The organism is Pseudodesulfovibrio sp. zrk46, from assembly GCF_012516435.1.
Lineage (GTDB): Bacteria > Desulfobacterota > Desulfovibrionia > Desulfovibrionales > Desulfovibrionaceae > Pseudodesulfovibrio.
Map to the genome: position 1 here is coordinate 1,772,296 of NZ_CP051216.1, position 26,359 is coordinate 1,798,654.

The window sequence follows — 26,359 nt, forward strand, 5'->3', positions numbered from 1 at the left end:
CAATGGAGAGAGTGTCTATGAAACGTGTACTCGTGCTGATCGCGGCTCTTGCCGTACTGACCATGGCCCTCACGGGCTGCGGCGGTGGCGGCGAAGAGAAGAAAGCCGACCAGATCCTTAAAATGGGAACAATGTCCCCGCTGACCGGCCCCTATGCCGCTGACGGTAACGACATCCGCCAGGGTGCCGAAATCGCTGCTGAAGTCATGAAAGAACAGGGTGGTGTTCCTGGCTTCACCGATATTCAGATTTTTCCGCAGGACACCGCGTGTGATCCCAAGCAGGCCGTGGCCGCAGCTAACAAGCTGATCAACGACCAGGTCACCGGCGTTGTTGGCGCATACTGCTCCAGCTCCACCATCCCCGCTTCCGAAACCCTGGCCGAAGAAAACATCATCATGCTGACTCCGGCTTCCACCAACCCGAAGGTTACCGAACGCGGCCTGACCAACATGTTCCGCATCTGCGGTCGTGATGACCACCAGGCTCCCGCCGCCGTCAAGTTCATGAAAGAAGTTGAAGGCGTGAAGACCATCTTCGTCGTTGACGACAAGACCACCTATTCCCAGGGCCTGGCCGACGGCGTTGTCGCCGCTGCCAAGGAAAACGGCATTGAAGTTCTGGAACACGACCACGTCAACCAGGGCGACAAGGACTACTCCGCAGTGCTGACCAAGGTGAAGGCTGCCAACCCGGATCTGCTCTACATCTCCCTGCAGAACTCCGCCACCGGCGCTCTGATGGTCATCCAGGCCAAGCGCATGGGCATCAACGCCAAGATGATGGGCCAGGATGCAGTTTACCATCCCAAGCTCATGGAAATCGCCAAGGCCGATGCTGAAGGCATGTTCCTGACCTTCGGTGCCATCGACAAGGATGCTCCGGCATACAAGGACTTCTACGCCAAGTGGAAGTCCAAGACCGGTACCGAGCCCGGTGCTTACTCCGCTTACGCCTATGACTCCGCCATGTCCTACCTGCTGGCCGTCAAGGCTGCCGGTTCCACCGACTTCGAGAAGGTTCGTGCTGAGATCCTGAAGCTGAAGTTCGTTGGCGCCTCCAAGGACATGTCCTTCAACGAGAAGGGCGACTCCGGCTCCAACTACACCGTGTACCAGGTCAAGGACGGCAAGTTCGTACCTTACTGGAACTCCCTGACCGGCGAAAAGTACTAAGCAACAATCAAACTCCGGGGCCCCGCTCTAAGCGGGGCCCCGATATTGGAACCTTATGGAATTTTTTCTACAACAGTTGATCAACGGCATCACGCTCGGCGGCGTCTACGCACTCATCGCCCTGGGCTACACCATGGTCTACGGCATCATCCAGCTCATCAACTTCGCCCACGGCGAGTTCTTTGCGGCTGGCGGCTACATGGGCGTGATCCTCATTTCCTACTTGGCTGCGCAGGGACTGCATCCCTACGCCTGCCTCGGTATTTCCCTGGTTCTGGCCATGGGCTATTGCGCGCTGCTCGCCATGGCGGTGGAACAGCTTGCCTACAAGCCTTTGCGTCAGGCCTCCCGTCTTGCCGCGCTCCTCTCGGCGCTGGGTATGTCCATCTTCCTGCAGAATGGACTCATGCTCACCCAGGGCGTGTACGACAAGGCGTACCCCACTGAGATCACCTCCGGCGGGTTCCACTGGGGACTGGTTTCGGTCTCCTACATGCAGATTTTCATCGTGGCCCTGACCGCTGCGTTGCTGGTAGGCCTGAATGTGCTGGTCTTCAAGACCCGCATCGGCCGTGCCATGCGCGCCACTGCTCAGGATAAGACCATGGCTGCGCTGGTTGGCATCAACTCCAACCGTATCATCGCCACCACCTTTGCCATCGGCGCGGCGCTGGCTGCCGCCGCAGGCATCATGGTGGGCCTGTATTACGGCTCGGTGAACTATTCCATGGGCTTCGTCCCCGGCATCAAGGCATTTGCCGCCGCAGTACTCGGCGGTATCGGCAACATCACGGGCGCGCTCATCGGCGGCCTCATCATCGGTATGGTCGAGATTTTTGCCGCCGGATACATCTCCGGCGAGTACAAAGACGTGTTCGCCTTCATCATTTTGATCGCGGTCCTGTACTTCCGACCCACCGGCATCATGGGAGAGAACGTTGACGATACACGAGTCTAAAAAATTGTGGCTGGCCTGTGGCGTCGGCCTCGTCTGGTTTCTCATCCTGCTCTTCCCGATGCTCGGCATTCAGCCGGACGGGTTGGAGTTCGGCAAGACCTTCACGGTGTTTGGCTACGTGGCCGTGGCTGCCGTGTTTGTCATGTTTTTCTATCAGGTCAAGGAAGCGGGTTACCTCGATTCCGTAGGGAAGCCTGCCCAATCAGGCGTTTCCGCCCTACAGGCGTTTTATGAGAAGCTGCCCAGATGGCTTGTCTTGACCATTATTTTGGCTCTGGCCATTATCTATCCGCTGGTCACTGGCCGTTATGCTCATGACGTCGCCATTCAGGTGTTGGTTTACATCTGCCTTGGTCTCGGTTTGAACATCGTGGTCGGTCTGGCTGGTCTCCTTGATCTCGGTTACATCGCTTTCTACGGCGTGGGAGCATATACCTACGCATTGCTCAGCATCAACTTTGGGCTGTCCTTCTGGGTCTGTCTGCCCATCGCTGCTGTTCTGGCTGCCATTGCCGGTTGCATCATCGGTTATCCGACCCTGCGCATGCGTGGTGACTACCTCGCCATCGTGACATTGGGCTTTGGTGAAATCGTCCGCCTCATCCTCAACAACTGGATGGAGCTGACCAACGGTCCCAATGGTATCCTGAGCATCCCGCGGCCCGAGCTGTTCGGCTTCACTTTCCGCAGCCTGAGTTCCATGTACTACGTGATCCTCGGCATTGCGGTGATAACCATCATCTCGGTCTATCGCCTCAACTATTCGCGCATCGGGCGCGCATGGGAGGCCATCCGCGAGGATGAGACCGCAGCCGAGCTCATGGGGGTGAACACCTTCCTGCTCAAGCTGCTGGCCTACGCCATGGGCGCAACCTTTGCCGGGTTTGCCGGTGCCTTCTTTGCCGCGCGCATGAAGTTCGTCGGCCCCGAGTCCTTCTCCTTCCTGGAATCCGCCATGGTGCTTGCCATGGTCGTTCTCGGCGGTATGGGCTCTATCCCGGGCGTTATTCTTGGCGTTCTGGTTCTGGTTGCTCTGCCCGAGCTGTTCCGTGAATTTGAACTCTACCGTATGCTCATCTTTGGTGGTGTCATGACCCTCATGATGCTCATCCGTCCCGCTGGCATCTGGCCTGCAAAGCGTCTCGGTCGTCGTTCCGAAGAATCAGAGTAATCGAGATACAAAATGTCTGATAAAACACCTATATTGGAAATGAAGAACGTGGTTTCGGCCTATGGTCGAATCCAGGCACTCAAAGGGATTTCGCTGAAGGTCTACGAGGGTGAAATCGTGACCATCATCGGTGCCAACGGGGCCGGAAAATCCACTACGCTGATGACGATCTGCAATATCGTCAAAGCTGCTGAAGGCGATATCTTCTACAAGGGCAACCGCATCAACAATGTGGGCAGCGAACTCCTGCCGACCATGGGGTTATGTCAGGTTCCTGAAGGCCGCCGCATCTTCCCGCGCCTGAGCGTGCTGGAAAACCTCGACATGGGCGCCTTCTTCCGTGACGACAAGGCTGAGCAGGCCGAAGATATCGAACGAGTCTTCGAGCTCTTTCCCAAACTGCGCGAACGCCGTAAACAGTTGGGCGGCACCCTGTCCGGCGGCGAACAGCAGATGCTTGCCATGGGCCGCGCCCTCATGAGCCGCCCCAAGGTCCTGCTCCTCGACGAGCCCTCCATGGGCCTCGCACCGCTGCTGGTGCAGCAGATCTTCGACATCATCAAGATGATCAACGAGCAGGGCGTGACCGTCGTGTTGGTTGAGCAGAATGCGAACCTTGCTCTGCAATGCGCCCAGCGCGGGTATGTGCTGGAGACGGGTAGCGTTGTGATGGAAGACGATGCCCAGAAGTTATTGGCCAACCCGGATATTCGTAAGGCGTATCTTGGCGAGTAGTTTTTTTAGGAAATGAAGAGATAAGGAAGGCCGCCCTTTTGGGGCGGCTTTTTTATTGTCAGATCCCTGCCGGGGGCGTCCTTCGCGGAAGGCGGTTCTTTTTTGGCTGAGCCGCCCCAAAAAAGAACGAAAAAAGCGCGGCTTTTGTAGTTTGGTCGCCTCGTGAGCTTTCGCTGAGAATCTGATCCAAATAGAATGCCTTGAGTTTGACTGCGCGAACTAGTTCGCTGTGACAATGGTGTTGTCATCGGCGGCATTCGATTTGGTCAGCTTCTAGTGCTCGGGCTCAAGGGCTGATTCCGGTCTTCGTATGGGGAGGGGGGAGAGTGCGGATAACAAAAATTTTCTTAACTCACAAAGAGCACCTTGGGTGCAAAGCACCCAACAGCGGGTTAACGCACACAGTACCGAGTCGAGGGCTCTTTCTTTCCCTGACAACGTGAGGCTTGTGAGAGTGGTGAAGCTGCTAGGCGCCGGGTGTGATTCACCCGGAGGCGTAGCCTAGCTACGGTGAGGATTGAATCATGCCCGGCAACGACGCAGATGCGCCGCTATCGCAAGCCGGGGCACAAAAGAGCCCCCTTGGATTGCTTGCAGCAATCCAAGGGGGCGAAATAGAACACACCTGGGCTAGATGTAATCGCCGCGATTGAACTTGAATCGTTCAGCTGCGGTGAGCGTTTCCAACTCGTCGACGATGGACTTGAGGCCTGGGTCAAGGTTGGCGTTGCCTTCCTTGAGGGCCGCTACATCGCTGGCGATCTCATCCAGGGCACCGGAGGCGGACTTGAGGCCTGCCTCGGGGTTGGCAAGGGTCGCTGCGTAGCTGTCCCACTTGTCGAGAATGGATTCCACCTGTCCGGTTGCGGCAGCTCCAGTGTTGGAACTGACGGGCGCGGCGGCTTCCGCGGCGATCAGAGGATTCACGATCGGAGGCGGTGCAATGTGCGCGGCAGCCTGCGGCGTACCGGTCTTGCTCACTTCCTGATTGAGAATATCCCCGAAGGCTTGCCCAGGCGCATTGGCCTTGTCCTTCCGTCGCAATTGCTCTGGTTGGACGCCCTCGATCTGATCAGGACGGATCTTCATGGTTCTCACTCCTATCCTGTGGTTTCTGCTCGTATTTGAGCAAGAAGCTTGCCAAGTAATGAAAAGTTGCAATCTGCCGAAAATGCAGGTTTTTTCTCTAAAACAAACAGGGAAAAAAATGCCGGGCAGGGTGTGCTTGCCTATCCAGTGTTATTTTTATGGTAATGCAGAAGAAAAATGTTGTCTATGGCAGGTGGCTCTGGCATTTTATAAATAGGATAATACCCGTTTAGCGAGGATGACCCGTCGGATTTCGGGGCAGGCAGGCGGGAGCAGTTAAATAAGGAGGACGGTATGGCTGATATCAAGAAGATTCTGTGTGCGGTGGACTTTTCCGATTACAGTCCCATGGTGGCTGAATATGCGGCCATGGTAGGCAACTGCGTGGGCGCAAAGATTGTTGTGCTCTACGTGGCCCCGTCCCTGAGTCAATATGTAGGATTCCATGTGCCGCCCAGCTCCATCGAGTCCTTTGTGGGCGAGATCGTGACTGGCGCAGAAGACACCATGAATGAGTTCGTGAAGGACAACTTCAATGACCTCAACGTGGAAGGCAAGGTCGTGACCGGTTATCCGGCAGAGGAAGTGCTCGCCATTGCCGAGGCCGAGAACGCCGACATGATCGTCATGGGTACCCATGGACGCAAGGGCATCGACCGCATCCTGTTTGGCTCCGTGGCCGAAAAGGTGGTCAAGTCTTCGCCGGTTCCGGTGTTGACCGTGCGCCCAAAGTAGTCGCGTTGGGTAAGGTGTGAATTGCCCCCTTTACGGGGCATCGTAAAGTTTATACAAGGAACGGCTCTGGCCGTTCCTTCTTTTTGCTTCGGGCAATTCCGGTACGTCGCGGCCTGATACGATACATTGAGAGAAGAGATCATGAGAGAATTCAGCGTCCGTTCGGAGATTCTGGAGTTCGATCCGTACACTCCGGGTCTGACCATCGAACAGATTCAGCAGCAATATGGTCTGGATACCGTCATCAAACTCGCCAGCAACGAGAATCCGCTGGGCGTGTCTCCGGTAGTCCAGAAGACAGTGGCCAACAACGCCGACCGCGCCTTCCGCTATCCCGAGAACCACTCCCCGAGACTGGTCAAGGAGATCAGCAAGCACGTTGGCGTGCCTGCCGAATCCATTCTGGTGGGCAACGGCTCCGACGAGATCATCGACATGCTGTTCCGCATGAAGGCGCGCCCGGGTAAGTCCAACGTGGTGTGCTATGAGAACTGCTTCTCCATGTACCGCATGTGCGCCAAGCTGGCTGGTGTGGAATACCGCGAAGTGGCGCGCGGTGAGAATTTCGAATTGCCGCTGGACAAGATGGCCGAAGCCGCTGACGAGAACACCGCCATGGTCATCGTCACCAGCCCGGACAACCCGACTGGCGTTGCCGCTGGCGTGGAAGACCTGTCCGTATTGGCTGGCGTGCTGCCCGAAGACTGTCTGCTGGTGGTGGACGAGGCCTACATCGACTTTGTCTGGCCGCCCGAGTCCTACACTCCGGTGCAGGCGTACGACAAGTTCGACAACCTCGTTGTGCTGCGTACCTTCTCCAAGGCCTATGGTCTGGCCGGTCTGCGCGTTGGCTATGGCATCCTGCCGCCCAAGCTCGCCAGCCTGATGAAGAACGCGCGCATCCCGTTCACGGTCAACCTGTTGGCCGAAGACGCTGCCGTGGCCGCCCTCAATGACGAGGTCTTTTACAATGAGACGCTCCAGTTGGTTATGCGCGGTCGTGAATATTTCATGGAAGAACTGCCCAAGCTCGGCTGCAAGGTGTGGCCCAGTCAGGCCAACTTCCTCATGTTCCAGCCGCCCAAGCCTGCACAGACCGTGTTCAAGGCGCTCCTCAAGAAGGGCGTAATTGTCCGTCCGCTGGCCAGCTTCGGGCTCGGCAAGCTGATCCGTGTCAATGTGGGCACGGACCACGAAAACAAGGAATTCATCAAACGCCTGGGAGAAGTGCTCGGTGCATAACCTTATCGTCACCATCGACGGCCCCGCCGGAGTCGGCAAGTCCACCATGGCCAAGCGGCTCGCCCGCGAACTCGGCATTCCCTACCTCGACACCGGAGCCATGTTCCGCTCCATCGCCTGGAAACTGGGCGAAGGTGCCTGGGAATGGGACGAGTCTCGTATAGAAGCTGCATTGGCCGAATTCGACTACACTCTGTCCGGCATTGGTGAGGAATCCATCCTCTCCTTGAACGGCACGCCCATTGGTGACGAAATCCGTACCGAGCAGGTCGGCATGTGGGCCTCCAACGTGGCCACACTCCCGGTCGTTCGCTCCTTCCTCAAGACAGCCCAGCAGTCCCTCGGTGCACGGTTCTCCCTTGTTGCCGAAGGCCGCGACATGGGTACTGTCATCTTCCCGGATGCGCCCAACAAATTCTTCCTCGACGCCTCTGTGGAAGAGCGCGCCAACCGCCGCTGCCATCAGCTCGAACGCCTCGGCAAACCGGCCGACCTCGAAGAGTTGAAAGAGCAGATCGCCAAGCGCGATCATCAGGATCGCAACCGCGCCGTGGCACCGCTCAAGGCTGCCGACGATGCAACCACCATCGACACCACCGAGCTGAGCAAAGATCAGGTGTTCGAAGCGCTGGTTGCGGGAGTGAAGGCTTCTTAAATATACTTATTCTCTGTATTGCAAAATAAAACGCGCCCCATATCCGGAAGGATGTGGGGCGCGTTTCTTTTTGACTCTCTGGTGCTGTCTTATTGAACAGCTTTCTTTTTCTTGAGCAGCGGCTTCTTGATGCCGAACTTGGCCAGCACCGCCTTCATGTCGTTGGTGGACGCCGGGGTGCCGTGGTGCAGCACCTGCACGCGGTGCCACGTGGTGCCTTTGACGTCACCGGAAGAGATGTTGGTGCGCAGTCCTGCGGCCACGAGCTTGGCGCTCAGAGCGTCGGCCATGTCGGCCTTTTTGAAGGATGCGACCTGATAGACGTAGTCGAAAACGGGTTCACCGTAATTGACTTCCGGGGTGAACGTCTCGGGCTTTTCAGCATCAGCGGGCTTTGCCTCCACCTTAGGCTCGGGTTTCGGCTCAGGCTTGGCGACAGGCTTGGGCGCAGGAGCCGGAGCGGTTTCGGCCATCATGGTTTCAGGCTTTTCCTTGAGGCGTTCCGGGTATTCAAGCTCTTCGGGCTTGAGAATCTCCGGCTTGGGCTGCTCGGCAACCTGGCCATGCTGTTTGGAGGGCATGATCTCGTTGAGCTGGGGCACGTCCGTCTCGGGGCGGTAACCGCGCCCGATGAGGATACCCATAATGAAGAAGAAAGTGAGGGCAAGTACGCCCGCACCCACGGCACTGATCATGCCGGGCAGGGAAAGGGAGAAGTCGTAGGTCTTCTGGGAAGCGTTGAGCTTCGGAATCTTGACCTTGAATTTGGAGTCCTTCTTCTTATCGGCCATGTGGCTACCTTTGCGGTGATTTCGGTTGATGAAAAAAACGGAAGTCCCAAGTCTTCCGCGATGAAACGCGGCAGGCTTGGGACTTCCTAAATGCGTTCTTGCTGTGCGCTACATGGATTCCGGTGCGCTTACACCAAGCAGTCCCAGACCGTTCTTGATCACGCCTGCCACGCAATTGAGCAGCATGAGGCGGGCGGCCGCGATGTCACCCTCGGCAGAGAGGACATGACAGTTTGTATAGTATCTGTGCAGGGTAGATGCAAGCTCCTGCAAATACATGCTGATCATGTGCGGGGACTGGGCGCGGGCAGCGGCCTCAACGTAGTCCGGGTACTGATCGAGCAGCTTGAGCATTTCCATGTCGTACTGGGTGTCGAGCAGGGACATGGCGTCCGGTTTGACATCGGCGGGCTTGATGCCGGCCTCTTCCGCCTTCTTGTTCAGGGAACAGATGCGGGCGTGGGCGTACTGCACGTAGTAGACCGGGTTGTCCATGGACTTCTGCTTGACCAGCTCCAGGTCGAAGTCGAGCTTGGAGTCGGACTTGCGGGACAGGAACATGAAGCGGGAAGCATCGGCTCCGACTTCGTCCACAACGTCCTTCAGGGTCTCGAACTGACCGGCGCGGGTGGACATGGCGATGGGCTCGCCGTCACGCAGCAGGTTGACGAGGTTCACGAGGATGACGTCCAGCTGGCCCTTGTGGCCGATGGCCTCACAGGCAGCCATCATGCGGGGGATGTAGCCGTGGTGGTCTGCGCCCCAGATGTCGATGACCTGATCGAAGCCGCGCTTGAACTTGTTGTCGTGGTACGCGATGTCGGATGCGAAATAGGTGGTGTCGCCGTTGGACTTGCGCAGGACGCGGTCCTTGTCGTCGCCCAGTTCGGTGGACTTGAACCAGAAGGCGCCGTCTTTCTCGTAGCCCATGCCGGTCTTGGTCATGTCGGCAAAGGTCTCATCAACCTTGCCGTCGGTGACCAGAGACTTCTCGGAGAACCAGACATCGTGGCGGACGCCAAAGGCCTTGAGGTCTTCCTTGATGCCTTCGAGGATGTCGTTCATTCCGTAGTTCTTACAGATCTCAACGGCTTCCTCTTCGGGCTTGTCGAAAATGTCCGGGTTGGCGTCGAGCACGGCGCGGGCGATATCGATGATGTATTCGCCGCGGTAGTAATCCTCGGGCTCAGCCACTTCCTTGCCTGCCACTTCCTGCAGTCGGTACCAGATGGAGGAACCGAGGATGAGCATCTGACGACCGGCGTCGTTGATGTAGTATTCGGCTTCCACTTCGTAACCGGCCTTCTCCATGATGCGGACAAGGGAGTCACCCAGTGCCGCGCCACGGCCGTGACCGATGTGCAGGGGGCCGGTGGGGTTGGCGGAAACGTATTCCACCTGCACCTTGGTGCCGTGACCCATACCGGACTCGCCGTAGTGTTCGCCGGTGCCCACGATGGTGGGGATGGTCATCCACCAGAAGTGGGGGGCGAAGGTGAAATTCAGGAAGCCGGGGCCGGCGATCTCGATACCGGTGATGTACGGATCGTTCTGCATGGCCTCGACGATATCCTCGGCAATGGCGCGAGGAGCCTTCTTGGCCTGCTTGGCCAGCATCATGGCGACGTTGGCGGACATGTCGCCGAATTTTTTATCTTTGGGCGGTTCAATGACAGCCTTTTCGGGCCATTCCCAGCCCTTGTCGGCCAGAACCGCTTTCAATGCGCTTTCCAGATGGATTTTTGCTCTCATGCTTTATGTATCTCCTTAAACAAAGCTCGTGACGGGGCCATTATCACGTTTGCTCACGAACTCCAAGTGGAGAAATGGCCCTCTCGCCGGAGAAAGGAGGGCAAAAACGGCTTGTGGGATTGACTGGTCCAATATGCAGGATTCCTTGCGTTGCTTCGCTGAAATCTTTAGGATTGACCGAATAACTAACAGCGAGGTGACCATGCTTGTACGAATATTTCCAGCTTTTGTTCTGCTCTTCGTGCTGGTCGCCACTTCCCCGGTGGCCAACGCTCAGTCCGATGACACCCCTGATATCGCGGGTGAATACCTGATTCTCGGCTGGGATCCTGGCTCTGATGGCTCCGGGCCGCCCGATTATCAGGGCAAGGCCGTGCTCAGAAAATGGGGAGATGCGTGGCATTACCGCGGGTTTATGGATGATCAGACCTATGCGGGGGCCGGGCTGTATGATCCCAAGGGGTCGACCTTGAGCCTCTCCTTTACCAATGTCAGTGGTGTGGAGCGTGGCGTTACGGTGCTGCGGCTGGAGGCCGACGGCAAGCTGAGTGGTCGCTGGGTAATGGATAACAGAGATAAAGCCCTGATCGGACTGGAAGTCTGGACAAGGAAGAAATAGCTAGTGAAGACCAAGGAAGCCTATCGTTGCGCCGCATGCGGCGCGCAGTCTCCTCGTTGGCAGGGCCAGTGTCCCTCCTGCAAGGAATGGAATACTCTTGAGGCCGTGACCGTGGCCAAGCGCTCGGCCAAGCCTGTGGGCGCTGCCGCCGCGCAGGACAAGCCGCTTCCACTGGAAGAGCTCGCCTCCGAAGACCTGCATGCCCGTACTTCCGGGTTTGATGCCCTCGATCAACTGCTCGGCGCCGGATTGGTGCCGGGTGCAGCCATCCTGTTGGGCGGTGAACCGGGCATCGGCAAGTCCACGCTGCTCCTGCAACTGGCAGGAAGCCAGTCCCGCATCGGCCATACTGCCGTGTATCTTTCGGGCGAGGAGTCCCTGCCGCAGCTCAAATCCCGCGCCGAACGCCTCGACCTGCTCGGTCCCGGGCTGATGGCCATTTCCACCAACAAGGTGGAGGACGCCCTCGCTATTCTCGATGGCCCCGAGCCGCCGGAGCTCCTCATCGTGGACTCCGTGCAGACGCTGGCCTCTGCCATGGCCGAAGGCATTCCCGGCTCCGTGAGTCAGGTGCGCGCCGTGGCCTCCGAATTGGTGGAGAAGACCAAGAAGACCGGCACCACGCTTATTCTTGTGGGCCATGTCACCAAGGACGGGCAGATCGCCGGTCCCAAGCTGCTCGAGCACATGGTGGACACGGTCCTCTATCTGGAAGGCGACCGAAAACATTTTTCCCGCATTCTGCGCGTGCTCAAGAACCGCTTCGGCCCCAGCGACGAGCTGGTGGTCTTCACCATGAAGGAGAAGGGCCTCGAAGTGGTGGAAGACCCGGCCACCTTCTTTCTCGGCACGCGTGACCCCTCTTTGTCCGGCACGGCCATGGCCATGGCGGTTGACGGGCAGCGGCCGTTCGCTGTGGAGGTGCAGGCGTTGGTCTCCAAATCCTTCCTGACCATCCCGCGCCGTACGTCCCTCGGGTTCGACACCAACCGGCTCAACTTGCTGCTGGCAGTGTTGGAGAAGCGACTCCGTCTCAACCTGAGCGGGTATGATATTTACGCAAAGATCACCGGTGGTCTTGCCACCAAGGATCCCGGACTTGATCTGGCTGTGATTTCAGCCATCCTGTCCTCGTTCTATGATCAGCCCTTGCCTGAATCGTCGGTCTACTGGGGAGAGATCGACCTGAACGGTCAGGTGCGTCCGGTGGCGGCCCACGATGTTCGCCTCAAGCAGTCGCAGCGTCTGGGGCATGAGCCTGCCTGTCATTCCGGCACCTGTCCGACGCTGGCCGACCTGCAACGTATTCTGTTTGGTAAGAACAATTAGCTGGTTGAGAAGCTGTGACTTCTTCGCTGATTTTCTGATTTGCTTCACTTTTTTAAAAATAATGGTATCCTTTCCCTCGCTGTGTACTAGTTTATTGGCGGTGAATTGCCGGAAGGCATTAATGCGAGAAACCCATATGCTGACACACGGAGGTCGTCATGGCTGATAATCTGGACTGGACGAACGCGGACCTGGATAAACTGGATGTAGACGCATACGCGGCGCGTGCCGAAGAGATGGCAGCGCGATTATCTCAGGAGACCGCCGCCGGGAGGCTGCCGTTTCTGACTATGCCCTATGCGGCTTCCCTGAAGGAGCAGTTGGGAGAGCTGAAAGGCTACCTCAAGAAGTTTGACCACATGCTGCTGCTCGGCATCGGCGGTTCTGCGCTGGGCGCCCGTGCCCTCCAGCAGGCCTTTTTCCCGCAGCAGGATCAACCCGGTCACGACGGACCGTATCTCTGGATCGCCGACAACGTGGACGCCTATGCGCTGGAAGCGTATCTGGCCAAGCTCCCCGCGGAAAAGACTGTCATCGTCACGGTGTCCAAATCCGGTGGTACCATTGAGACCGTGGGCCAATATTTCATCCTCAAGGAATGGGCGCAGGAACGCCTCGGCGACAAGTGGGCCGAGCACATGCTGCTGGTCACGGACGAGAAGCAGGGCTTCCTGCGTGGCGAAGTGGAGCAGTACGGTATCAAGGCATTGCCTGTGCCCGACAACCTTGGCGGCCGTTACTCAGTGCTTTCGGCTGTTGGTCTGATTCCGGCCCTGTTCCTGGGCATGGATATCGATGCACTCATGGCCGGTGCCCGTGAAGTGGCCGATATCTTAGCCGATCCCGGTCTGACAGGTGATGCGCTCAAGAAGCACAGCTCTTTCCAACTGGCTGTGTGGGGCGCGGCTCTGTTGGACAAGGGGTTTGATGAAATGATCTTTTTTGCCTATATCCCTCTGTGGGCCAGTTTTGGTGACTGGTTCGCCCAACTCTGGGCCGAGTCCCTGGGTAAGGAGGGCAAGGGTAGCCAGCCGGTGCCTGCCATCGGCGTGACGGATCAGCACTCCGTGAACCAGATGTTCATGGATGGCATCCGAAACAAGGCGTGTCTGTTCCTGACCTGCCCGAATCTGCCTGCCGGGCCGAAGTTCCCGTCCGATCTGCCGGATCAGTTCGGCTACGTGCGCGGCAAGGACTTCGGTGAACTCATCCAGGCCGAAGGACTCGGCACTCGCATGGCGCTCTCCAAGAACGGCGTGCCGCTGGTGGAGTTGCAGATGGGCGAAGACGGTCCCAGACAGGCGGGTAAGTTGATCGCGCTGCTCGGCGCGGCCACCATCCTGACCGGATGGCTCATGGACATCAACCCCCTGGATCAGCCTGCGGTGGAGCTCGGCAAGCGCCTTGCCAAGGCCCGCATGGACGCCGACGGCTTGGCCGAAGAAAAGGCGGACCTGAACGAATTCCTCACGGCTGACAGGGATATACGGGAGTTCTAACCCTTTGGTACAACATAATGACGGCGGCAGCAGGCCGCTCCAGTTCGTAAAAGTCATTTCATGGAGCCTGTTCGCCATTATTCTTGGCTTCAGTCTGCTGCTGTCGGTCTTCATTTCGAAATACGCTGAACGCACTCTGCTGGAGAAACAGGAAGAGTTCGGCCTGTTGCTGGCGGAGAACGTCAGCCATCAGGTGTTCACCCGCTTCGTCATGCCTACCGCCATGCGGTATGGCCGCATTAGCCTGCGCAATCCGCAGCAGGCCCAGGCGCTCGATGAAGTGGTGCGATCCACCATCCATAGTTTCCATGTCACGACCCTGCGTATCTATGATGCCAACGGTGTCATCACCTATTCCTTGGACAAGGACGAGGTCGGTAAGCAGGGCAACGCGCTGTTCATGGTGACCAAAACGTGGGAGAACGCCCTGTTCTCCTCGCAGATTTTGGCCAAGGTCTCCAAGATGGTGTCCATCTTCAGGGTCAATCTCAAGCCCGGCAGTCTCATGTTGCAGGCCTACTATCCCCTCAGGGCGGAGCGCAGTCTGACCAATATTGATGAAAACCCCATCATGGGTGTGCTGGAGTTCAATCAGGATATCACCTCGGATTTCATGGCCATGCTCAACTTCGAGCGACTCGTCATTGCCTTTTCCCTGCTCACTTCTGTAGTCCTCTTCCTTATTGTGGTTGCGGTTCTTCGGCGCGCAGAGCGTCTTAGCAACAAGCAGCTCAAGGAAAAGGAACAGCTCATCTTCGAGTTGCAGCAGCAGGAGAAGCTGGCAGGCATGGGCCGCATGGTGGCTGGTGTGGCTCACGAGATTCGCAATCCGTTGGGCATCATCTGTTCCAGCTCCGAGCTGATTCTCAAGAAGGCTGAAAAGGAAGGAAGCTCCTATACCCGTATCCTCCAAGCCTTGCACGAAGAGGCCAAGCGGCTCTCGCGAACGGTTGCCGAGTTCCTCGACTATGCCCGGCCCAAGAAGCCGGCCATGATGCCTCTGGATGTGGGTAAATTGCTGGATCAGTTGGCCGTGTTCATGGAACAGGAGTGCGAAAAGCTCGAGGTGACCATTGACCGCGAGTACTCAGGCGATCTCTCTGCGCAGGGAGACAAGGATTTGTTGTACCGCGCCTTCTACAATCTGGTAGCCAACGCGTTGCAGGCCATGGATGGAAAGGGCGGACACATCTACATTCGCGCCGCCCAGGATGAAGGGCGTTTGCATGTAACCGTGCAGGATACCGGGCCCGGCTTTACGCCCGAGCATCTCGACAAGGTGCGTGACCCCTTCTTTACCACCAAGGACGCGGGAACTGGGTTGGGTCTGGCGTTGGTTTCCACCATTCTCGAGTCACATGGCGTGGAGATGCACCTCTCCAACGCCGAAGACGGTGGTGCAAGGGTGGACATCCTTTTCCCGGAACAGTAGGAAAGATATATGTCTAGATGGGTTCAAGTTAAGCATCCGGAATTTGTCCGTGATCTGTTCAAGTTCTTCTGCCAGAGCTGCGAAGTGCTTGAGGATCAGTTCCACATGTTCGATGAAGATGGGACACTGCAGTTCGAGGTCTTCAAGGATATTGTGGGCAACGAGATGGACAAGGGGCTTTTGTGGCGTATGAAGGATACGGCGCATCATGTGTTCCGTAATGATCCCCATTCGCAGCTTGGTGGCAAGTTTCTGGACTGGGCCATCGGGTATATTTTCCACGAGACCATCAAGCTCAAGGAAGATGCCTACCAGAAGCAGAACTATGCGCCATGGTTTCATGAATTAAGTGAACAGGATTTGCAGACCAGTGAGAAAGATATCACCGGGCAGTTGTTCCAGATTCTTAGCCAGACGGAAGAATCCATTCGCCGTGAGATAGAGCGTATCCGCTTTATCATCGCCAAGTGCCGACAGTTGTTGCCTTATTATCTCCGCCGATATAGCGACAATGTCCTCCTTGCGCGGTATATTTTCTCGCAAAATGAGCGGGTTAGGGCTGTTTTCAAGGATGAATACGACGGTTTGATTCATGCCATTTACGGTCCTGAATCTGAACGTATGTACATCCTTGCCAGTCAGTCCCTGCGTCTGGGCGGCTGGCTCGAAGAGGCTGCCGAGGCCGTAAACCAGGCTCTCGAGCAGAATCCGTCAAGCAAAATGGTGTTGCAAGAAAAGAAAATAATTGATAATTGGGCGGGGAGAATGAACAATTGATCTGGCTGCATCAGGTTATATTGAAAGAAAGCTAAATTTCGAGGAGGCCGTTAATGAAGAAGCTGATTTTGCTCGCAATCGCCATGTGCCTTATCTTTGCCTGGGGTTGCTCCAAGAAAGTTAAGACAGAACCCGAAGTGGTTGTAGTCGAAGAAAAGGAAGTCATCGTTGAAGAAAAGGTCGTCACCGACCCCATGCAGGTCTACAAGGCCGAGTACGATGCACTGCCCGTGTCCCACACCGTAACCAAGGGTGAATGCCTGTGGTGGATCTCTGAGTACAAGCACGTGTACAACGATCCCTTCATGTGGCCCCTTATTTTCAAGGCTAACCGTGACCAGATCAAGAATCCTGATCTGATCTACCCCGGTCAGCAGTTCGAGATCCCCCGCTACGGCTTCGATCTCGAAGACGTCAAGGCATCCCGCAAGGAAGCCGGCGCACCTTGGCAGGCTCTCGAGCCCGGTCAGGACGCCATGCTGCCTGCAGAGATGCGTGCTGCTCTCGGCTACTCTTTCTAGCCTCGAAATCACGACATAAAAAAAGGGCCGTTCCTCTTGGGACGGCCCTTTTTTTATGTCGTGATTTCGAGGGTGCCGGCTTCGGAGAGCGGCGCATCCGCGTCGTTGCCGGGCGCGATTCAATCCTCACCGTAGCTGGGCTACGCCTGCGGGTGAATCGTGCCCGTCGCCTAGCGGCTGCACCACTCTCCGAAGCCTCAAGGTGTCGGGGAGAGTGGACGGGGCGTCGCCTTTTGGCTCCTTGTTGGGGGAGAGTGCTTCGTAAGGTGGGGGCGGGTGAAGGCTTCGTTTGGAGGAGCGGCAAAAGGCGCTTTGCTGTTTTGCCTTTTGGGGATGCCGAGGAATTTTAGGTATTGGTCTGATTTATTTGATTTTTATAGGCGGATTGCTTTTCTTTGATTTCCGGTACATGCTTTGAAGATGGGTCGCACTGCAACGAAAGAATCTTCTTCCATGGTCTCCTTGCCGTTTCTTGGTGGGGTGGATTTGTTGCGTGCGCGGTTTGTGACGCATTCCTTCTCCCGGCATTTTCATGAAGGCTACGCTGTGGGCTGCATCGAGGATGGGGCCATGCGTTTTCGATATCTTGGCGAGACCATGGTGGCGCCCAAGGGGCAGGTCAATCTGGTGGTGCCGGGTGAGGCGCATGACGGGCATGGAGCGGACGAGGGCGGCTGGGCCTACCGGATGTTCTACATGCGGCCTGAGGCGTTGTTGGAAGCTGCCACAGCCCTGATGGTGCGGCCTTCTTTGCCGAACTTTCGGATGGGCGTCATTGATGACCCCGCGTTGGCCGGGTGTATTCATCAGACCCATGCCTTGCTGGAGTCACCAGATACTTCGGCTATCGAGAAGGAAACGCGGTTGCTGTGGCTTTTGGCACACTGGATATCCCGGTATGCCGATGAGAAGGGCGTTTGGCCCAAGGATGGTCGTGAACATGACGCCGTCAATAGGGCGAGGGAAGTGATTCAGGATCGTTTTCAAGAGGATGTGTCGCTGACTGAGTTGGCTGGGTTGGCTGGATTGTCACCGTTTCATCTTGTTCGCGTCTTTGAGAAGCACATGGGCGTAACGCCGCACAGCTATTTTACGCAGGTTCGCGTCGAGCGTGCCCGTGATCGATTGCTTGGGAGCGATCGCCTTGCCGACATTGCCGTGGATTGTGGTTTTTCTGATCAGGCGCACCTGACACGGCTCTTCAAGCGGCAGGTTGGTGTCACTCCCGGCAAATACCGCAATATTCTTCAAAACAGTTAAGCGCCCCGCAGATATGGTGCCGCCATGTCTGCAACTACCACCGCATATCTCAATCTTGTTCTGGCCATGGTCATCGTGGGCAGCTCCGTGGTGGCCGGAAAGATCATGGTGGCAGAATTGCCCGTCTTCCTCTCCTCGGCCATCCGCTTCGCCCTTGCCCTAGTCGTCCTGCTCCCGCTCATAAAAGTGCACGAAGGCGGCCTTCCAGCTATCTCTCGCCGTTCCTGGGTCATGCTCGCCCTGCAATCCCTCTGCGGTTCGTTCCTCTTCACCGTCTTCCTGCTCTACGGCCTGACGTTTACCGCACCATCCAGCGCAGGTATTGTCACGGCCACCACCCCGGCCTGCATGGGTGTCATCGCATGGCTCTTCCTTAATGAGAGACCATCCAACCGTGCCAGCCTCGGTATCATCCTTTCCGTCGCTGGCGTTATCGTCATCAATCTCGTCCAGGATTCCGGTGGCGTAACCGGCAGCAATCCTCTCTTAGGAAACCTGCTCGTACTCGGCGCCGTCATCTTCGAGTCGCTGTTCCTCCTCATGAGAAAGACCGTCCCCGAACCGCTTTCACCACTGGCCGTCTCCACAATCATCTCCCTGTTCGGTCTCCTCTGGTTCCTTCCTGTTGGCCTCTACGAATTGACAACCACCGATCTCGCTGCCGTCTCCACAACAGGTTGGCTGACTGTCGTCTACTACGGCCTCGGCATAACCGTTCTCGCCTACCTCTTCTGGTTCGCAGGCATTACTAAAGTCCCGGCCTCCACAGCCGGAGTCTTCACCGCCGTCATGCCAGTATCCGCACTGATCCTCTCCGCCCTCATCCTCGGTGAACCCATCGGCTGGGCTCAACTAACAGGCTGCGCTTGTGTCCTCGGCGGAATAGTCATGATCTCAAAGTAAAACCCACCGAGCAGCAGGGTACCTCTACAAGGCCCAGTGCCCGCGCGAATGCGCCACCAAAAAGTTTAGGAAAAGGAGGGGATGGGGGTCTATCTCTGCTGTCGACATCTCTAAGACCGAACAAGTTCGGCCTAAGAGCTGACGCGGGGGAAGGGGAGGAAAGAACCCTTTTCAAAGGGTTTTTCCTCCCCTTCCCCCAGCCGCCGGAGGCTGCCGCAAAACGGCAAAAAGAAATCCGCCCTGACCGACGACAGTCGATCAGGGCGGATTAAATTATTATCTGTAACTGACTAGCCCTTGGTGATCAGGCCGTAGTTCTTCTTGCCTTTACGGATGATGAGCATCTCATTGGCGATGAAATCGGTATCAGCGATTTCCTGACCGTCTTCGAAACGCTCGCCGTTGATGTAGACGCCGCCAGCCTTGATGTCCTTGCGGGCCTGGCCCTTGGACTTGACGAGACCGAGGTCCACCAACATCTGGGGCAGATCGGGAACGTCGCCGGGTGCGTAACGGAAGTTGGGAGCGGACTCGAGCGCGGAACGCAGAGTGCCGGGATCAACTGCCTTGAGATCACCCTTGCCAAAGAGTGCCTCGGTGGCTGCCAGAACACGATCCAGCTCGTGCTGGCCGTGAATCATGCGGGTGACTTCCTCGGCCAGACGCTTCTGCGGGATGCGCAGATGCGGTGCCTCTTCCATCTCCTTCTCAATGGCCTTGATTTCGGCCTCGTTGAGGAAGGTGAAGATCTTCAGGAACTTGATGACGTCGCGGTCATCAGTGTTGATGAAGTACTGGTAGAAGGCGTAGGGCGAGGTGAGCTCGGCATTCATGTATACGGCGTTACCTTCGGACTTGCCGAACTTCTTGCCGGATGCAGTGGTGATGAGCGGGAAGGTCAGGGCGAATGCTTCGGCCTGGTCGCCTTCGTGGGCTTCGCGGCGGCGAATGAATTCGCAACCTGCGGTGATGTTGCCCCACTGATCGCCACCACCGATCTGCAGCTTGCAGTTACGGTTCTTGTAGAGATGGTAGAAGTCATAAGACTGGAGGATCATGTAGGAAAATTCGGTGTAGGAAATACCGACTTCGTCACGGCCGATGCGGCCCTTGACGGATTCCTTCTGGAGCATCCAGTTGATGGTGAAGTGCTTGCCCACGTCGCGCAGCAACTCGATGGCAGTCATGTCCTTGGTCCAATCGTAGTTGTTGACGATGTCGGGGCGCTCATTGGTGTTGCGCTCGACGAAGCGGCGAACCTGAGCCTTGATCTTCTCAAGGCGCTCTTCCATCATCTTGGGATCGGAAAGCTCGCGTTCCTTGTCCTTGCCGGAGGGATCGCCGATGCGACCGGTGGCACCACCCATCAGGTAGAGCGGGTTGTGACCGGCGCGCTTCATGCGCACCAGGCAGAGAAGGGGAACCAGGTTACCAATGTGCAGGGATTCGGCAGTCGGGTCAAAGCCGCAATACATGGTGGCGCCAGGCTGAGACAGATACTCGCGTACCTTCTCTTCGTCAGAAACCTGATTGATAAGCCCCCGCCATTTCAAATCGTCGTAAATATTCATCGATTCCTCATGTATTTTGCGTCAATCGCGTAATCCAGCCGCGTCTTGCGGCATCCTTAATTCTGCCGGTAGGTCGCCATGGAAAGCGCCCGCCCGGTCGTATCATCTATGTCAAAAATCGCGCCTTGTAAAATACCTCTTCCGGAGGCTGCCTCGAGCTGTCTGGGCAACCCGGTGAGGTAACGGTCCAGAATGATTTCCGGCTTCATGCCGAGGCAGGAATCCTCGGCTCCGCACATACCCAGATCGGTCAGATAGGCAGTGCCCCCGGGCAGGACCTTGGCGTCGTTGGTCTGGACATGCGTGTGGGTGCCGACCATGGCGGAAACCTTGCCGTCCAGAAAATATCCCATGGCGATCTTTTCGCCTGTGGCCTCGGCGTGGAAATCCACCAGTTGAACCGGGATGTCGGCAGGAAGCTCGTCCAACACGGTCTCGATGGAGGCAAAGGGGCAGTCGATGGGCGGCATGAAGGTGCGGCCGATGATGTTGATGACTGCCACCTTGGGGAAGCCGGTTTTTTCGAATACGGCGACGCCGCTGCCGGGCAGGTGGTCGGCGTAGTTGTGCGGACGTACGATGCGACCATCCTTATCCAGCATATTGTAGAGGTCTTTGTACTTCCAGATATGGTTGCCGCCGGTGATGCCGTCCACGCCTGCCTTGAAGAATTCTTTGGCGTGCTTGGTCTTGAGACCGTAGCCGCCGCTGGCGTTCTCGCCGTTCACGAACACGAAGTCTGCTTCCAACTCCTTTCGGATGCGGGGAAGATTCTCTGTCAGGGCCCGACGGCCCGGGCGACCTACTACGTCGCCGAGGAAAAGTATGCGCATATGTGTGGCGTTCCTTTGGGGGAGGGAAATCAGGAGTGGATACCGCCCTGCGGGCGGGGCTGTCTGGTGATTTCGCCTCCGGCGGGCAAGAACTCGCGCCCTTGCATCCCGCTTGTGCACCTTTGGTGCAGATTGTTTTCGTCGTCGTGAATGTAATTGCCCCGGTTCAGATAGTAAACCGGGGCAAGGAAGGAATAATCATCCTGTGGTTAACGTCAACCCACTCGTTGGAAAACCGTGGGGGCAACCTGTCTGAGTGGCAGCTTCATGCCGGACAGGGATTCTGAGTGGCCGATGAACAGGTAGCCGCCGGGCTTGAGGTTGTTACAGAACTTGTTGAACAGCACCACCTGTGTGGAGCGATCGAAATAGATGACCACGTTGCGGCAGAAGATGATGTCCTGCTTGTCCTGCAACTGAAAGTTGTCCATGAAATTAAGGCGCTGGAAGCGAATCTTGTTGCGCAGCACGGAATCGATCTTGATGAGTGGCTTTGCCTTGTTCTTGCTCTTGAGCACATACTTCTTCTTCATTTCCATGGGGATTTCGTCGGCCTTTTCCATGGAGTAGATGGCACGCTTGGCTTTCTCAAGAATTTCAGCGGAAATATCAGTGGCCATAATGGTGTAGTCAAAGCCGTTGTGCTTGGCTCCGAACTCGGACAGGACCATGGCGAGAGTGTAGGGCTCTTCGCCACTGGAGCAGCCTGCACTCCACATCTTCAGGGGAGCGCCACGGCCAACGCCGCGTCGCCACAGGTCAGGCAGCACGATATTGTTGATGATATCCCAGTGCTTGGGCTCACGGAAAAAATGCGTGGTGTTGGTGGTGACAACGTCAATGAGGTGGCGCCGCTCCATCTCGCGGCCCTTTTCGGAAAAAACGTAATCGCAATATTCCTTATAGGAATGCATGCCCAGCGCGCGCAGGCGCTTCTGGAAACGTGACTGAAGAAGCACCTTCTTGGTAGGTGGCATCTTGATGCCGAATTCGCTCTGGATCAGCTCGGAAAAGCGTGCGAATTCCTTGTCCCCCATTTCGGCACGGAAGAGGCTCATGGATTTCTTCATGGAATCGTTCAGGCCCTTTTCGTCTAAGACTGCGATCTTTTTGGTTGTCTTGCCATTATTTGCGGTCATTGTCTGTCTTCTCCGCGTCGGCTCAGTATATAGTTGTCAGCCGTGCTCAAATACTATGCCTCAAAAAAGATGCGACGCGCCATGATAATCTGCATAGGTGCGCAAGAATTTAACGTTTTCGCCCTCGGTTGGCGGCATCGGAAAAAAAAGCCCGGTTCCGAGAGCGGAACCGGGCTGAATGATCGCGTTATTTCGCGTACCCGACGGCACGCTTCTCGCGGATGACCGTGACCCGGATCTGGCCAGGGTAGGTCATGTTGTTTTCGATCTTTTCCGCGATGTCCTTACACAGAACATAGGTGTTCTCGTCTCCGATCTTGTCGGAGTCCACCATGACGCGGATTTCGCGGCCTGCCTGAATGGCGTAGGCCTTGGACACGCCGTCGAAGCTGGTGGCCAGGCCTTCCAGCTCTTCAAGGCGCTTGACGTAGTTCTCAAGCAGCTCTTTACGTGCACCGGGACGTGCGCCGGACAGGGAGTCGGCAGCCTGAACCAGATTGGCCAGGATGGACATGGGCGGCGTGTCTTCGTGGTGCGCGGCAATGGCGTGGATGATATCCTTGGATTCGCCGTGCTTTTTGGCCAGGTCTGCGCCGATGATGGCGTGGGGGCCTTCGATCTCGTGGTCGACGGCCTTGCCGAGGTCGTGCAGCAGGCCCGCGCGCTTGGCTTCCTTCTCGTTGAGGCCGAGCTCAGCGGCCATGACGCCACAGAGGAAGGCTACTTCCATGGAGTGCTGCAGCACGTTCTGGGAGAAGGAGGTGCGGTAGTGCAGGCGGCCCAGCAGATTGACCAGCTCGGGATGGATGCCGTGCACGCCAACGTCGAAGGTGGCCTGCTCGCCGATTTCCTTGAGCTTGGTGTCCATCTCGGACTCGACCTTGCGGACGATCTCCTCGATGCGGGCCGGGTGAATGCGGCCATCGTGGATCAGGCGTTCCAGAGCCTGCTTGGCGACTTCGCGCTTGAGCGGGCTGAACGCGGACAGAACCACGGTCTCGGGGGTATCATCGATGATCAGATCGACGCCGGTGGCGGCTTCAAGGGCGCGGATGTTGCGGCCCTCGCGACCGATGATGCGGCCCTTCATATCTTCGGAGGGCAGGGTCACGGCAGTGACGGTCTGCTCGCCTGCATAGTCGCCCGCATAACGCTGCAAGGCCAAAGAAAGTACTTCCTTGGCCTTTTTGCTGGCATTTTCCTTGGCCTCCATTTCGATGTTGCGAATCATCTTGGCGGCTTCGTGGCGGGTGCGGGATTCGATCTCGGTCATGAGGCTTTCTTTGGCCTCTTCGACGGTCAGCCCAGAGATTTCCTGCAGCTTGCGCTCATGCTCGTCAGCTTTATATTCGAGTTCTTCCTCGATGTCGCCGAGTTGCTTTTCCTTTTTGATGAGCTGTTTTTCCAGCTCAACGATCTGGGCTTCCTTGTCAGCGACTTTTTCGCGCTTGGAATCCAGACGTTCCTCTTTGGAATGCAGGCGTTTTTCTTCACTTTTCAGCTGGGTTTCGCGGTCTTTGAACTCGCGCTCCAGCTCTTTCTTCTGACTGTAGATTTCGTCCTGAGCCTGGAGGCGTGCTTCCTTTTTAAGGGCTTCGCTCTCCTTGCGGGCTTCGGAAACAATACGTTCTGCCAGCCCCTGTGAGTCGGAAATCTGTTTATCTGAAATGTATCGCTGCAGTAGATAGCCGGTCCCCAGCCCGACCCCTACGCCTGCACCGATCATGGCGATTTCGGTTAACATGGGGTTCTCCTCTTATATATAATGTTGACAGACTTTGGGCGGTCTGTTTTCGCCTACAGGCAGCGCAAGAGTTTGCACGGCACGCGAAGCGTACAAGAAGAGAAGGATGCTAATGCAACTGTCGGTGAAATATTGGCTGGCTAATGTATATATCTATTTACCGGTCATCCGGTTTGGAAAAATCCCCGGGAGGCCGTGTTACCTGTTTGTTTAGAACCTGGTATGTCCAGGTGGGCACGGCTCGCGCACCTTTAGGCTTCCCGATTCGAGTCGGGCCTGCTCACCGGCACGCTGGAGCGCTAACCCTTTGTCAGAGCATTGGTTCAATAACACTCCGGGCAATCACAAACGCCCCAGGGTAATTTCTTTTGCCTGACCTCAATCCTTCCTATCATCGGCCTGGATTGATTCGGTCTTGTCCAAAATCTCTCCGATCTTCTCTTCCAGCTGCACAAGTCTTGTAGTGCTGACCAAATAATCGTCGGCGAGGCTGAGAAGCAGAAAAGTTAGCGCCTTTTCCTTGCTCAGATCACCGGCCCCGGCGGTCAGCTCCTTGTACTTTTGTTCAAGATATTCCTGTGCAGCATTGATACGGTCGTTTTCCGCATCCGTCTTGAAGGAAATATCAAGACCAAACAGGTTCAACGTGTAGCGTGGCATTGTTTCTCGCTGTTATTCCAGCTCGTTCTGGATTTTCTCCAAAAGCGTGTCGATGCGAGATTCAATGTCGCGCCGCTTATCCCGTTCGGCTTCGACTTCCTCCCTCAAGCGCTGATTTTCGTCCTTTAAATCGATAATTTTATTTAACAACTTTCCGAAACGTTCTTCAAGTTGGTCGACAATTTCCATACTTTGTATTTATCCTTGTACTTGTTAAAAATCAATCTCATTTTTTAAGCTTGCGCTCGATGTTTCGCTGCTTGCCGCGCGCGATGCCGGCGCCTTCGTCCGGCACATCGCGGGTAATGGTGGAACCCGCGCCCACCAATGCTTCGCGGCCAACGGTCACTGGGGCCACAAGGGCGGTGTTGGAGCCGATGAAAGCCCCGTCGCCAATGGTGGTTTTGAATTTGTTTTTGCCGTCATAATTACAGGTGATTGTTCCGGCGCCAATGTTGGCTCCCTTACCCACCTCGGTGTCGCCCAGATAGGTCAGATGGCTCGCCTTGGAGCCCTCGCCCAGCACGGCCTTTTTCATCTCGACAAAGTTGCCGACTCGTGCGCCGTCTTTGAGCACCGCACCCGGACGCAAACGGGCATACGGACCAACCCACGAATTCGGGCCGACCTCGGCTCCTTCGATGTGGCAGAACTGCTTGATATCGCAGCCAGCCTCAAAGGTGGAGTCGGTGATATAATTATAAGAACCCATGCGTGCGCCAGCTTTGACTACGGATTTGCCGTAGATCTCGCAGTGGCCGAAAATCTCCACGCCCGGCTCTACCGTGACGCGAGGGCCGATGATGACAGTCTGCGGATTGTGGACCAGCACGCCCTTGTCCAGCAGATCTTCCACGATCATGCTGCGCAGGGCGTTCTCGGCATGTACCAGTTCACGCGGGCTATTGATGCCCATGAGGCTCAGATCATCACCGCACTGTACGCCTTCGACCTTCAGGCCGCGAGCTACAGCAAGGCCCACCAGATCGGTGATGTAGTATTCACCGCTGGCATTTTCATTCTTGAGTTCGTCGAGCAGGGCCTCAATGGTCTCCACCTTGAGCAGGTAGATCCCGGCGTTCACTTCACCAGTGACAGGGCCGTGCTTGTTGATATCGTAATCCTTGGCTTCCACGATGGCCGTGATACGGCGATCTTCATCACGCACCACGCGGCCGAATGCGCCCGCATCCTTGGGGGTGATGGTCATGAATGCCAGGTCGTTGCTCCCGGCAACAGCGGTCAGCCGTTCCATGGCCTCGGTCTTCACCAGCGGGGTGTCGCCATTGATCACCGTGCAATGCGTGGCGCCACTTTTTTTCACAGCGTCCCAAGCAACCTGCAGGGCGTGCCCGGTTCCCAGTTGTTCGGCCTGCAGCACGAAGCTGCCAGCCTTTTCCGGGAACGCCGCTTCCACCTGATCAGCGCCGTGGCCAATCACAGTCAGGATATTTTTGCTGAACAGCGGCTCCAGTGCTGCATACACGTAGTACAGCATGGGTTCGTTCAGGATCGTTTGCAGCACCTTCGGTTTTGCCGAGTGCATGCGAGTGCCCTTGCCAGCAGCAAGAACAACAGCAGTAACGGACGTTTCAGACATATTTTGTTCTCCGTTCATACGGTTTTCGTCGATGTTCGTTCTATCGATTCGGGCAAAATACAGCGTTGGAAAGAAAAGGACAAGAAAAGTTGTCGTTTCTGTGTGCTTCCGGCAGCGCTGCCGCGGGCCTCCTCGCCGGAGGGGGCGTCTATCGCTGCTGTCTACATCC

26 protein-coding genes and 1 other RNA gene are annotated in these 26,359 nt (G+C 56.6%); 16 read left to right on the forward strand and 11 right to left on the reverse strand.

Features of this window, described 5'->3' with window-relative positions:
* Positions 1 to 17: 17 nt before the first annotated feature.
* Genes HFN16_RS08045 through HFN16_RS08060 form a run of 4 tightly spaced genes read left to right on the forward strand, consistent with a single transcriptional unit; the run spans position 18 to position 4,039 of the window.
* A complete protein-coding gene (locus tag HFN16_RS08045; protein ID WP_168890268.1) occupies positions 18 to 1,175 on the forward strand; it encodes a branched-chain amino acid ABC transporter substrate-binding protein in 1,158 nt (385 codons plus the stop codon).
* Positions 1,176 to 1,230: 55 nt separating this feature from the next.
* Positions 1,231 to 2,133 (forward strand): branched-chain amino acid ABC transporter permease, encoded by a 903-nt coding sequence (locus HFN16_RS08050; RefSeq protein WP_168890269.1) that lies wholly within the window; start codon positions 1,231 to 1,233, stop codon positions 2,131 to 2,133.
* Positions 2,114 to 3,304: a branched-chain amino acid ABC transporter permease gene (locus HFN16_RS08055; protein ID WP_168890270.1), complete on the forward strand. Its 1,191-nt coding sequence runs from the start codon at positions 2,114 to 2,116 to the stop codon at positions 3,302 to 3,304. Before HFN16_RS08050 ends, HFN16_RS08055 begins: the two co-directional genes overlap by 20 nt.
* A 12-nt stretch (positions 3,305 to 3,316) precedes the next feature.
* Entirely contained in the window at positions 3,317 to 4,039 is a 723-nt protein-coding gene (locus tag HFN16_RS08060; RefSeq protein WP_168890271.1) for an ABC transporter ATP-binding protein, read from the forward strand.
* A 630-nt stretch (positions 4,040 to 4,669) separates the two neighbouring features.
* Here the strand turns inward: HFN16_RS08060 and HFN16_RS08065 are convergent.
* Positions 4,670 to 5,128 carry a hypothetical protein gene (locus HFN16_RS08065; protein ID WP_168890272.1) on the reverse strand — a complete coding sequence of 153 codons (459 nt, stop codon included), beginning with the start codon at positions 5,126 to 5,128 and terminating at the stop codon, positions 4,670 to 4,672.
* Here HFN16_RS08065 and HFN16_RS08070 point away from each other — a divergent pair.
* The 4 genes from HFN16_RS08070 to cmk all read left to right on the forward strand — a co-directional run bounded on the left by HFN16_RS08070 (position 5,127) and on the right by cmk (position 7,760).
* The gene (locus HFN16_RS08070; protein ID WP_168890273.1) at positions 5,127 to 5,345 is read left to right on the forward strand and encodes a hypothetical protein; all 219 of its coding nucleotides are present in this window, start codon (positions 5,127 to 5,129) and stop codon (positions 5,343 to 5,345) included. The genes HFN16_RS08065 and HFN16_RS08070 overlap by 2 nt on opposite strands.
* A gap of 77 nt (positions 5,346 to 5,422) precedes the next feature.
* Positions 5,423 to 5,863, forward strand: coding sequence for a universal stress protein (locus tag HFN16_RS08075; protein ID WP_168890274.1), 441 nt, complete (start codon positions 5,423 to 5,425; stop codon positions 5,861 to 5,863).
* 141 nt (positions 5,864 to 6,004) lie between these two features.
* Positions 6,005 to 7,105, forward strand: a complete 1,101-nt coding sequence (gene hisC / locus HFN16_RS08080; protein WP_168890275.1) for a histidinol-phosphate transaminase — start codon at positions 6,005 to 6,007, stop codon at positions 7,103 to 7,105.
* A complete protein-coding gene (gene cmk, locus HFN16_RS08085) occupies positions 7,098 to 7,760 on the forward strand; it encodes a (d)CMP kinase (protein ID WP_247648479.1) in 663 nt (220 codons plus the stop codon). The genes hisC and cmk overlap by 8 nt, the downstream gene beginning before the upstream one ends.
* Before the next feature lie 89 nt (positions 7,761 to 7,849).
* Here cmk and HFN16_RS08090 read toward each other — a convergent pair whose 3' ends face one another.
* Together HFN16_RS08090 and argS are read right to left on the reverse strand one after the other, a co-directional pair.
* Positions 7,850 to 8,551 (reverse strand): SPOR domain-containing protein, encoded by a 702-nt coding sequence (locus HFN16_RS08090; protein ID WP_168890277.1) that lies wholly within the window; start codon positions 8,549 to 8,551, stop codon positions 7,850 to 7,852.
* A 108-nt stretch (positions 8,552 to 8,659) separates the two neighbouring features.
* Positions 8,660 to 10,303: an arginine--tRNA ligase gene (gene argS, locus HFN16_RS08095; protein WP_168890278.1), complete on the reverse strand. Its 1,644-nt coding sequence runs from the start codon at positions 10,301 to 10,303 to the stop codon at positions 8,660 to 8,662.
* 202 nt (positions 10,304 to 10,505) lie between these two features.
* Here argS and HFN16_RS08100 point away from each other — a divergent pair, with 202 nt between their 5' ends.
* The 8 genes from HFN16_RS08100 (at position 10,506) to HFN16_RS08135 (ending at position 18,643) form a co-directional block, all read left to right on the forward strand.
* Positions 10,506 to 10,922, forward strand: coding sequence for a hypothetical protein (locus HFN16_RS08100; RefSeq protein ID WP_168890279.1), 417 nt, complete (start codon positions 10,506 to 10,508; stop codon positions 10,920 to 10,922).
* Positions 10,923 to 10,925: 3 nt separating this feature from the next.
* Positions 10,926 to 12,251: a DNA repair protein RadA gene (gene radA, locus HFN16_RS08105; protein ID WP_168890280.1), complete on the forward strand. Its 1,326-nt coding sequence runs from the start codon at positions 10,926 to 10,928 to the stop codon at positions 12,249 to 12,251.
* Positions 12,252 to 12,409: 158 nt separating this feature from the next.
* Positions 12,410 to 13,750, forward strand: coding sequence for a glucose-6-phosphate isomerase (locus HFN16_RS08110; RefSeq protein WP_168890281.1), 1,341 nt, complete (start codon positions 12,410 to 12,412; stop codon positions 13,748 to 13,750).
* Positions 13,751 to 13,754: 4 nt separating this feature from the next.
* Positions 13,755 to 15,182, forward strand: coding sequence for an ATP-binding protein (locus HFN16_RS08115; RefSeq protein WP_168890282.1), 1,428 nt, complete (start codon positions 13,755 to 13,757; stop codon positions 15,180 to 15,182).
* A 9-nt stretch (positions 15,183 to 15,191) separates the two neighbouring features.
* On the forward strand, positions 15,192 to 15,959 hold the full coding sequence (locus tag HFN16_RS08120; protein WP_168890283.1) for a hypothetical protein: 768 nt from the start codon (positions 15,192 to 15,194) through the stop codon (positions 15,957 to 15,959).
* A 53-nt stretch (positions 15,960 to 16,012) separates the two neighbouring features.
* Positions 16,013 to 16,480, forward strand: a complete 468-nt coding sequence (locus HFN16_RS08125) for a LysM peptidoglycan-binding domain-containing protein (protein WP_168890284.1) — start codon at positions 16,013 to 16,015, stop codon at positions 16,478 to 16,480.
* Between the two features lie 453 nt (positions 16,481 to 16,933).
* Positions 16,934 to 17,740, forward strand: coding sequence for an AraC family transcriptional regulator (locus tag HFN16_RS08130; RefSeq protein ID WP_168892297.1), 807 nt, complete (start codon positions 16,934 to 16,936; stop codon positions 17,738 to 17,740).
* Positions 17,741 to 17,764: 24 nt separating this feature from the next.
* The gene (locus HFN16_RS08135) at positions 17,765 to 18,643 is read left to right on the forward strand and encodes a DMT family transporter (protein WP_168890285.1); all 879 of its coding nucleotides are present in this window, start codon (positions 17,765 to 17,767) and stop codon (positions 18,641 to 18,643) included.
* Between the two features lie 290 nt (positions 18,644 to 18,933).
* Here HFN16_RS08135 and tyrS read toward each other — a convergent pair whose 3' ends face one another.
* The 8 genes from tyrS to glmU form a co-directional block, all read right to left on the reverse strand.
* Positions 18,934 to 20,214 carry a tyrosine--tRNA ligase gene (gene tyrS / locus HFN16_RS08140; RefSeq protein WP_168890286.1) on the reverse strand — a complete coding sequence of 427 codons (1,281 nt, stop codon included), beginning with the start codon at positions 20,212 to 20,214 and terminating at the stop codon, positions 18,934 to 18,936.
* A 56-nt stretch (positions 20,215 to 20,270) separates the two neighbouring features.
* Positions 20,271 to 21,047 (reverse strand): TIGR00282 family metallophosphoesterase, encoded by a 777-nt coding sequence (locus tag HFN16_RS08145; RefSeq protein WP_168890287.1) that lies wholly within the window; start codon positions 21,045 to 21,047, stop codon positions 20,271 to 20,273.
* A gap of 215 nt (positions 21,048 to 21,262) precedes the next feature.
* A complete protein-coding gene (locus HFN16_RS08150; RefSeq protein ID WP_168892298.1) occupies positions 21,263 to 22,117 on the reverse strand; it encodes a protein-glutamate O-methyltransferase in 855 nt (284 codons plus the stop codon).
* A 256-nt stretch (positions 22,118 to 22,373) separates the two neighbouring features.
* Positions 22,374 to 23,930, reverse strand: a complete 1,557-nt coding sequence (rny, locus tag HFN16_RS08155; protein WP_168890288.1) for a ribonuclease Y — start codon at positions 23,928 to 23,930, stop codon at positions 22,374 to 22,376.
* A gap of 178 nt (positions 23,931 to 24,108) precedes the next feature.
* Positions 24,109 to 24,293, reverse strand: a non-coding RNA gene (gene ssrS / locus HFN16_RS08160) — 6S RNA.
* Between the two features lie 15 nt (positions 24,294 to 24,308).
* Positions 24,309 to 24,590, reverse strand: a complete 282-nt coding sequence (locus HFN16_RS08165; RefSeq protein WP_168890289.1) for a cell division protein ZapA — start codon at positions 24,588 to 24,590, stop codon at positions 24,309 to 24,311.
* Positions 24,591 to 24,602: 12 nt separating this feature from the next.
* Positions 24,603 to 24,779: a hypothetical protein gene (locus HFN16_RS08170; protein WP_168890290.1), complete on the reverse strand. Its 177-nt coding sequence runs from the start codon at positions 24,777 to 24,779 to the stop codon at positions 24,603 to 24,605.
* A 37-nt stretch (positions 24,780 to 24,816) separates the two neighbouring features.
* Positions 24,817 to 26,190 (reverse strand): bifunctional UDP-N-acetylglucosamine diphosphorylase/glucosamine-1-phosphate N-acetyltransferase GlmU, encoded by a 1,374-nt coding sequence (gene glmU, locus HFN16_RS08175; RefSeq protein WP_168890291.1) that lies wholly within the window; start codon positions 26,188 to 26,190, stop codon positions 24,817 to 24,819.
* Between the last annotated feature and the right edge of the window lie 169 nt (positions 26,191 to 26,359).

Coding starts and splice junctions, on each gene's coding strand:
- HFN16_RS08045 (WP_168890268.1), top strand. CDS start 18: ATGAAACGTGTACTCGTGCTGATCGCGGCTCTTGCCGTACTGACCATG.
- HFN16_RS08050 (WP_168890269.1), top strand. CDS start 1,231: ATGGAATTTTTTCTACAACAGTTGATCAACGGCATCACGCTCGGCGGC.
- HFN16_RS08060 (WP_168890271.1), top strand. CDS start 3,317: ATGTCTGATAAAACACCTATATTGGAAATGAAGAACGTGGTTTCGGCC.
- HFN16_RS08070 (WP_168890273.1), top strand. CDS start 5,127: ATGGTTCTCACTCCTATCCTGTGGTTTCTGCTCGTATTTGAGCAAGAA.
- HFN16_RS08065 (WP_168890272.1), bottom strand. CDS start 5,128: ATGAAGATCCGTCCTGATCAGATCGAGGGCGTCCAACCAGAGCAATTG.
- HFN16_RS08075 (WP_168890274.1), top strand. CDS start 5,423: ATGGCTGATATCAAGAAGATTCTGTGTGCGGTGGACTTTTCCGATTAC.
- hisC (WP_168890275.1), top strand. CDS start 6,005: ATGAGAGAATTCAGCGTCCGTTCGGAGATTCTGGAGTTCGATCCGTAC.
- HFN16_RS08090 (WP_168890277.1), bottom strand. CDS start 8,551: ATGGCCGATAAGAAGAAGGACTCCAAATTCAAGGTCAAGATTCCGAAG.
- argS (WP_168890278.1), bottom strand. CDS start 10,303: ATGAGAGCAAAAATCCATCTGGAAAGCGCATTGAAAGCGGTTCTGGCC.
- HFN16_RS08100 (WP_168890279.1), top strand. CDS start 10,506: ATGCTTGTACGAATATTTCCAGCTTTTGTTCTGCTCTTCGTGCTGGTC.
- HFN16_RS08110 (WP_168890281.1), top strand. CDS start 12,410: ATGGCTGATAATCTGGACTGGACGAACGCGGACCTGGATAAACTGGAT.
- HFN16_RS08120 (WP_168890283.1), top strand. CDS start 15,192: ATGTCTAGATGGGTTCAAGTTAAGCATCCGGAATTTGTCCGTGATCTG.
- HFN16_RS08125 (WP_168890284.1), top strand. CDS start 16,013: ATGAAGAAGCTGATTTTGCTCGCAATCGCCATGTGCCTTATCTTTGCC.
- HFN16_RS08130 (WP_168892297.1), top strand. CDS start 16,934: ATGGTCTCCTTGCCGTTTCTTGGTGGGGTGGATTTGTTGCGTGCGCGG.
- HFN16_RS08135 (WP_168890285.1), top strand. CDS start 17,765: ATGTCTGCAACTACCACCGCATATCTCAATCTTGTTCTGGCCATGGTC.
- tyrS (WP_168890286.1), bottom strand. CDS start 20,214: ATGAATATTTACGACGATTTGAAATGGCGGGGGCTTATCAATCAGGTT.
- HFN16_RS08145 (WP_168890287.1), bottom strand. CDS start 21,047: ATGCGCATACTTTTCCTCGGCGACGTAGTAGGTCGCCCGGGCCGTCGG.
- HFN16_RS08150 (WP_168892298.1), bottom strand. CDS start 22,117: ATGAAGAAATCCATGAGCCTCTTCCGTGCCGAAATGGGGGACAAGGAA.
- rny (WP_168890288.1), bottom strand. CDS start 23,930: ATGTTAACCGAAATCGCCATGATCGGTGCAGGCGTAGGGGTCGGGCTG.
- HFN16_RS08165 (WP_168890289.1), bottom strand. CDS start 24,590: ATGCCACGCTACACGTTGAACCTGTTTGGTCTTGATATTTCCTTCAAG.
- HFN16_RS08170 (WP_168890290.1), bottom strand. CDS start 24,779: ATGGAAATTGTCGACCAACTTGAAGAACGTTTCGGAAAGTTGTTAAAT.
- glmU (WP_168890291.1), bottom strand. CDS start 26,190: ATGTCTGAAACGTCCGTTACTGCTGTTGTTCTTGCTGCTGGCAAGGGC.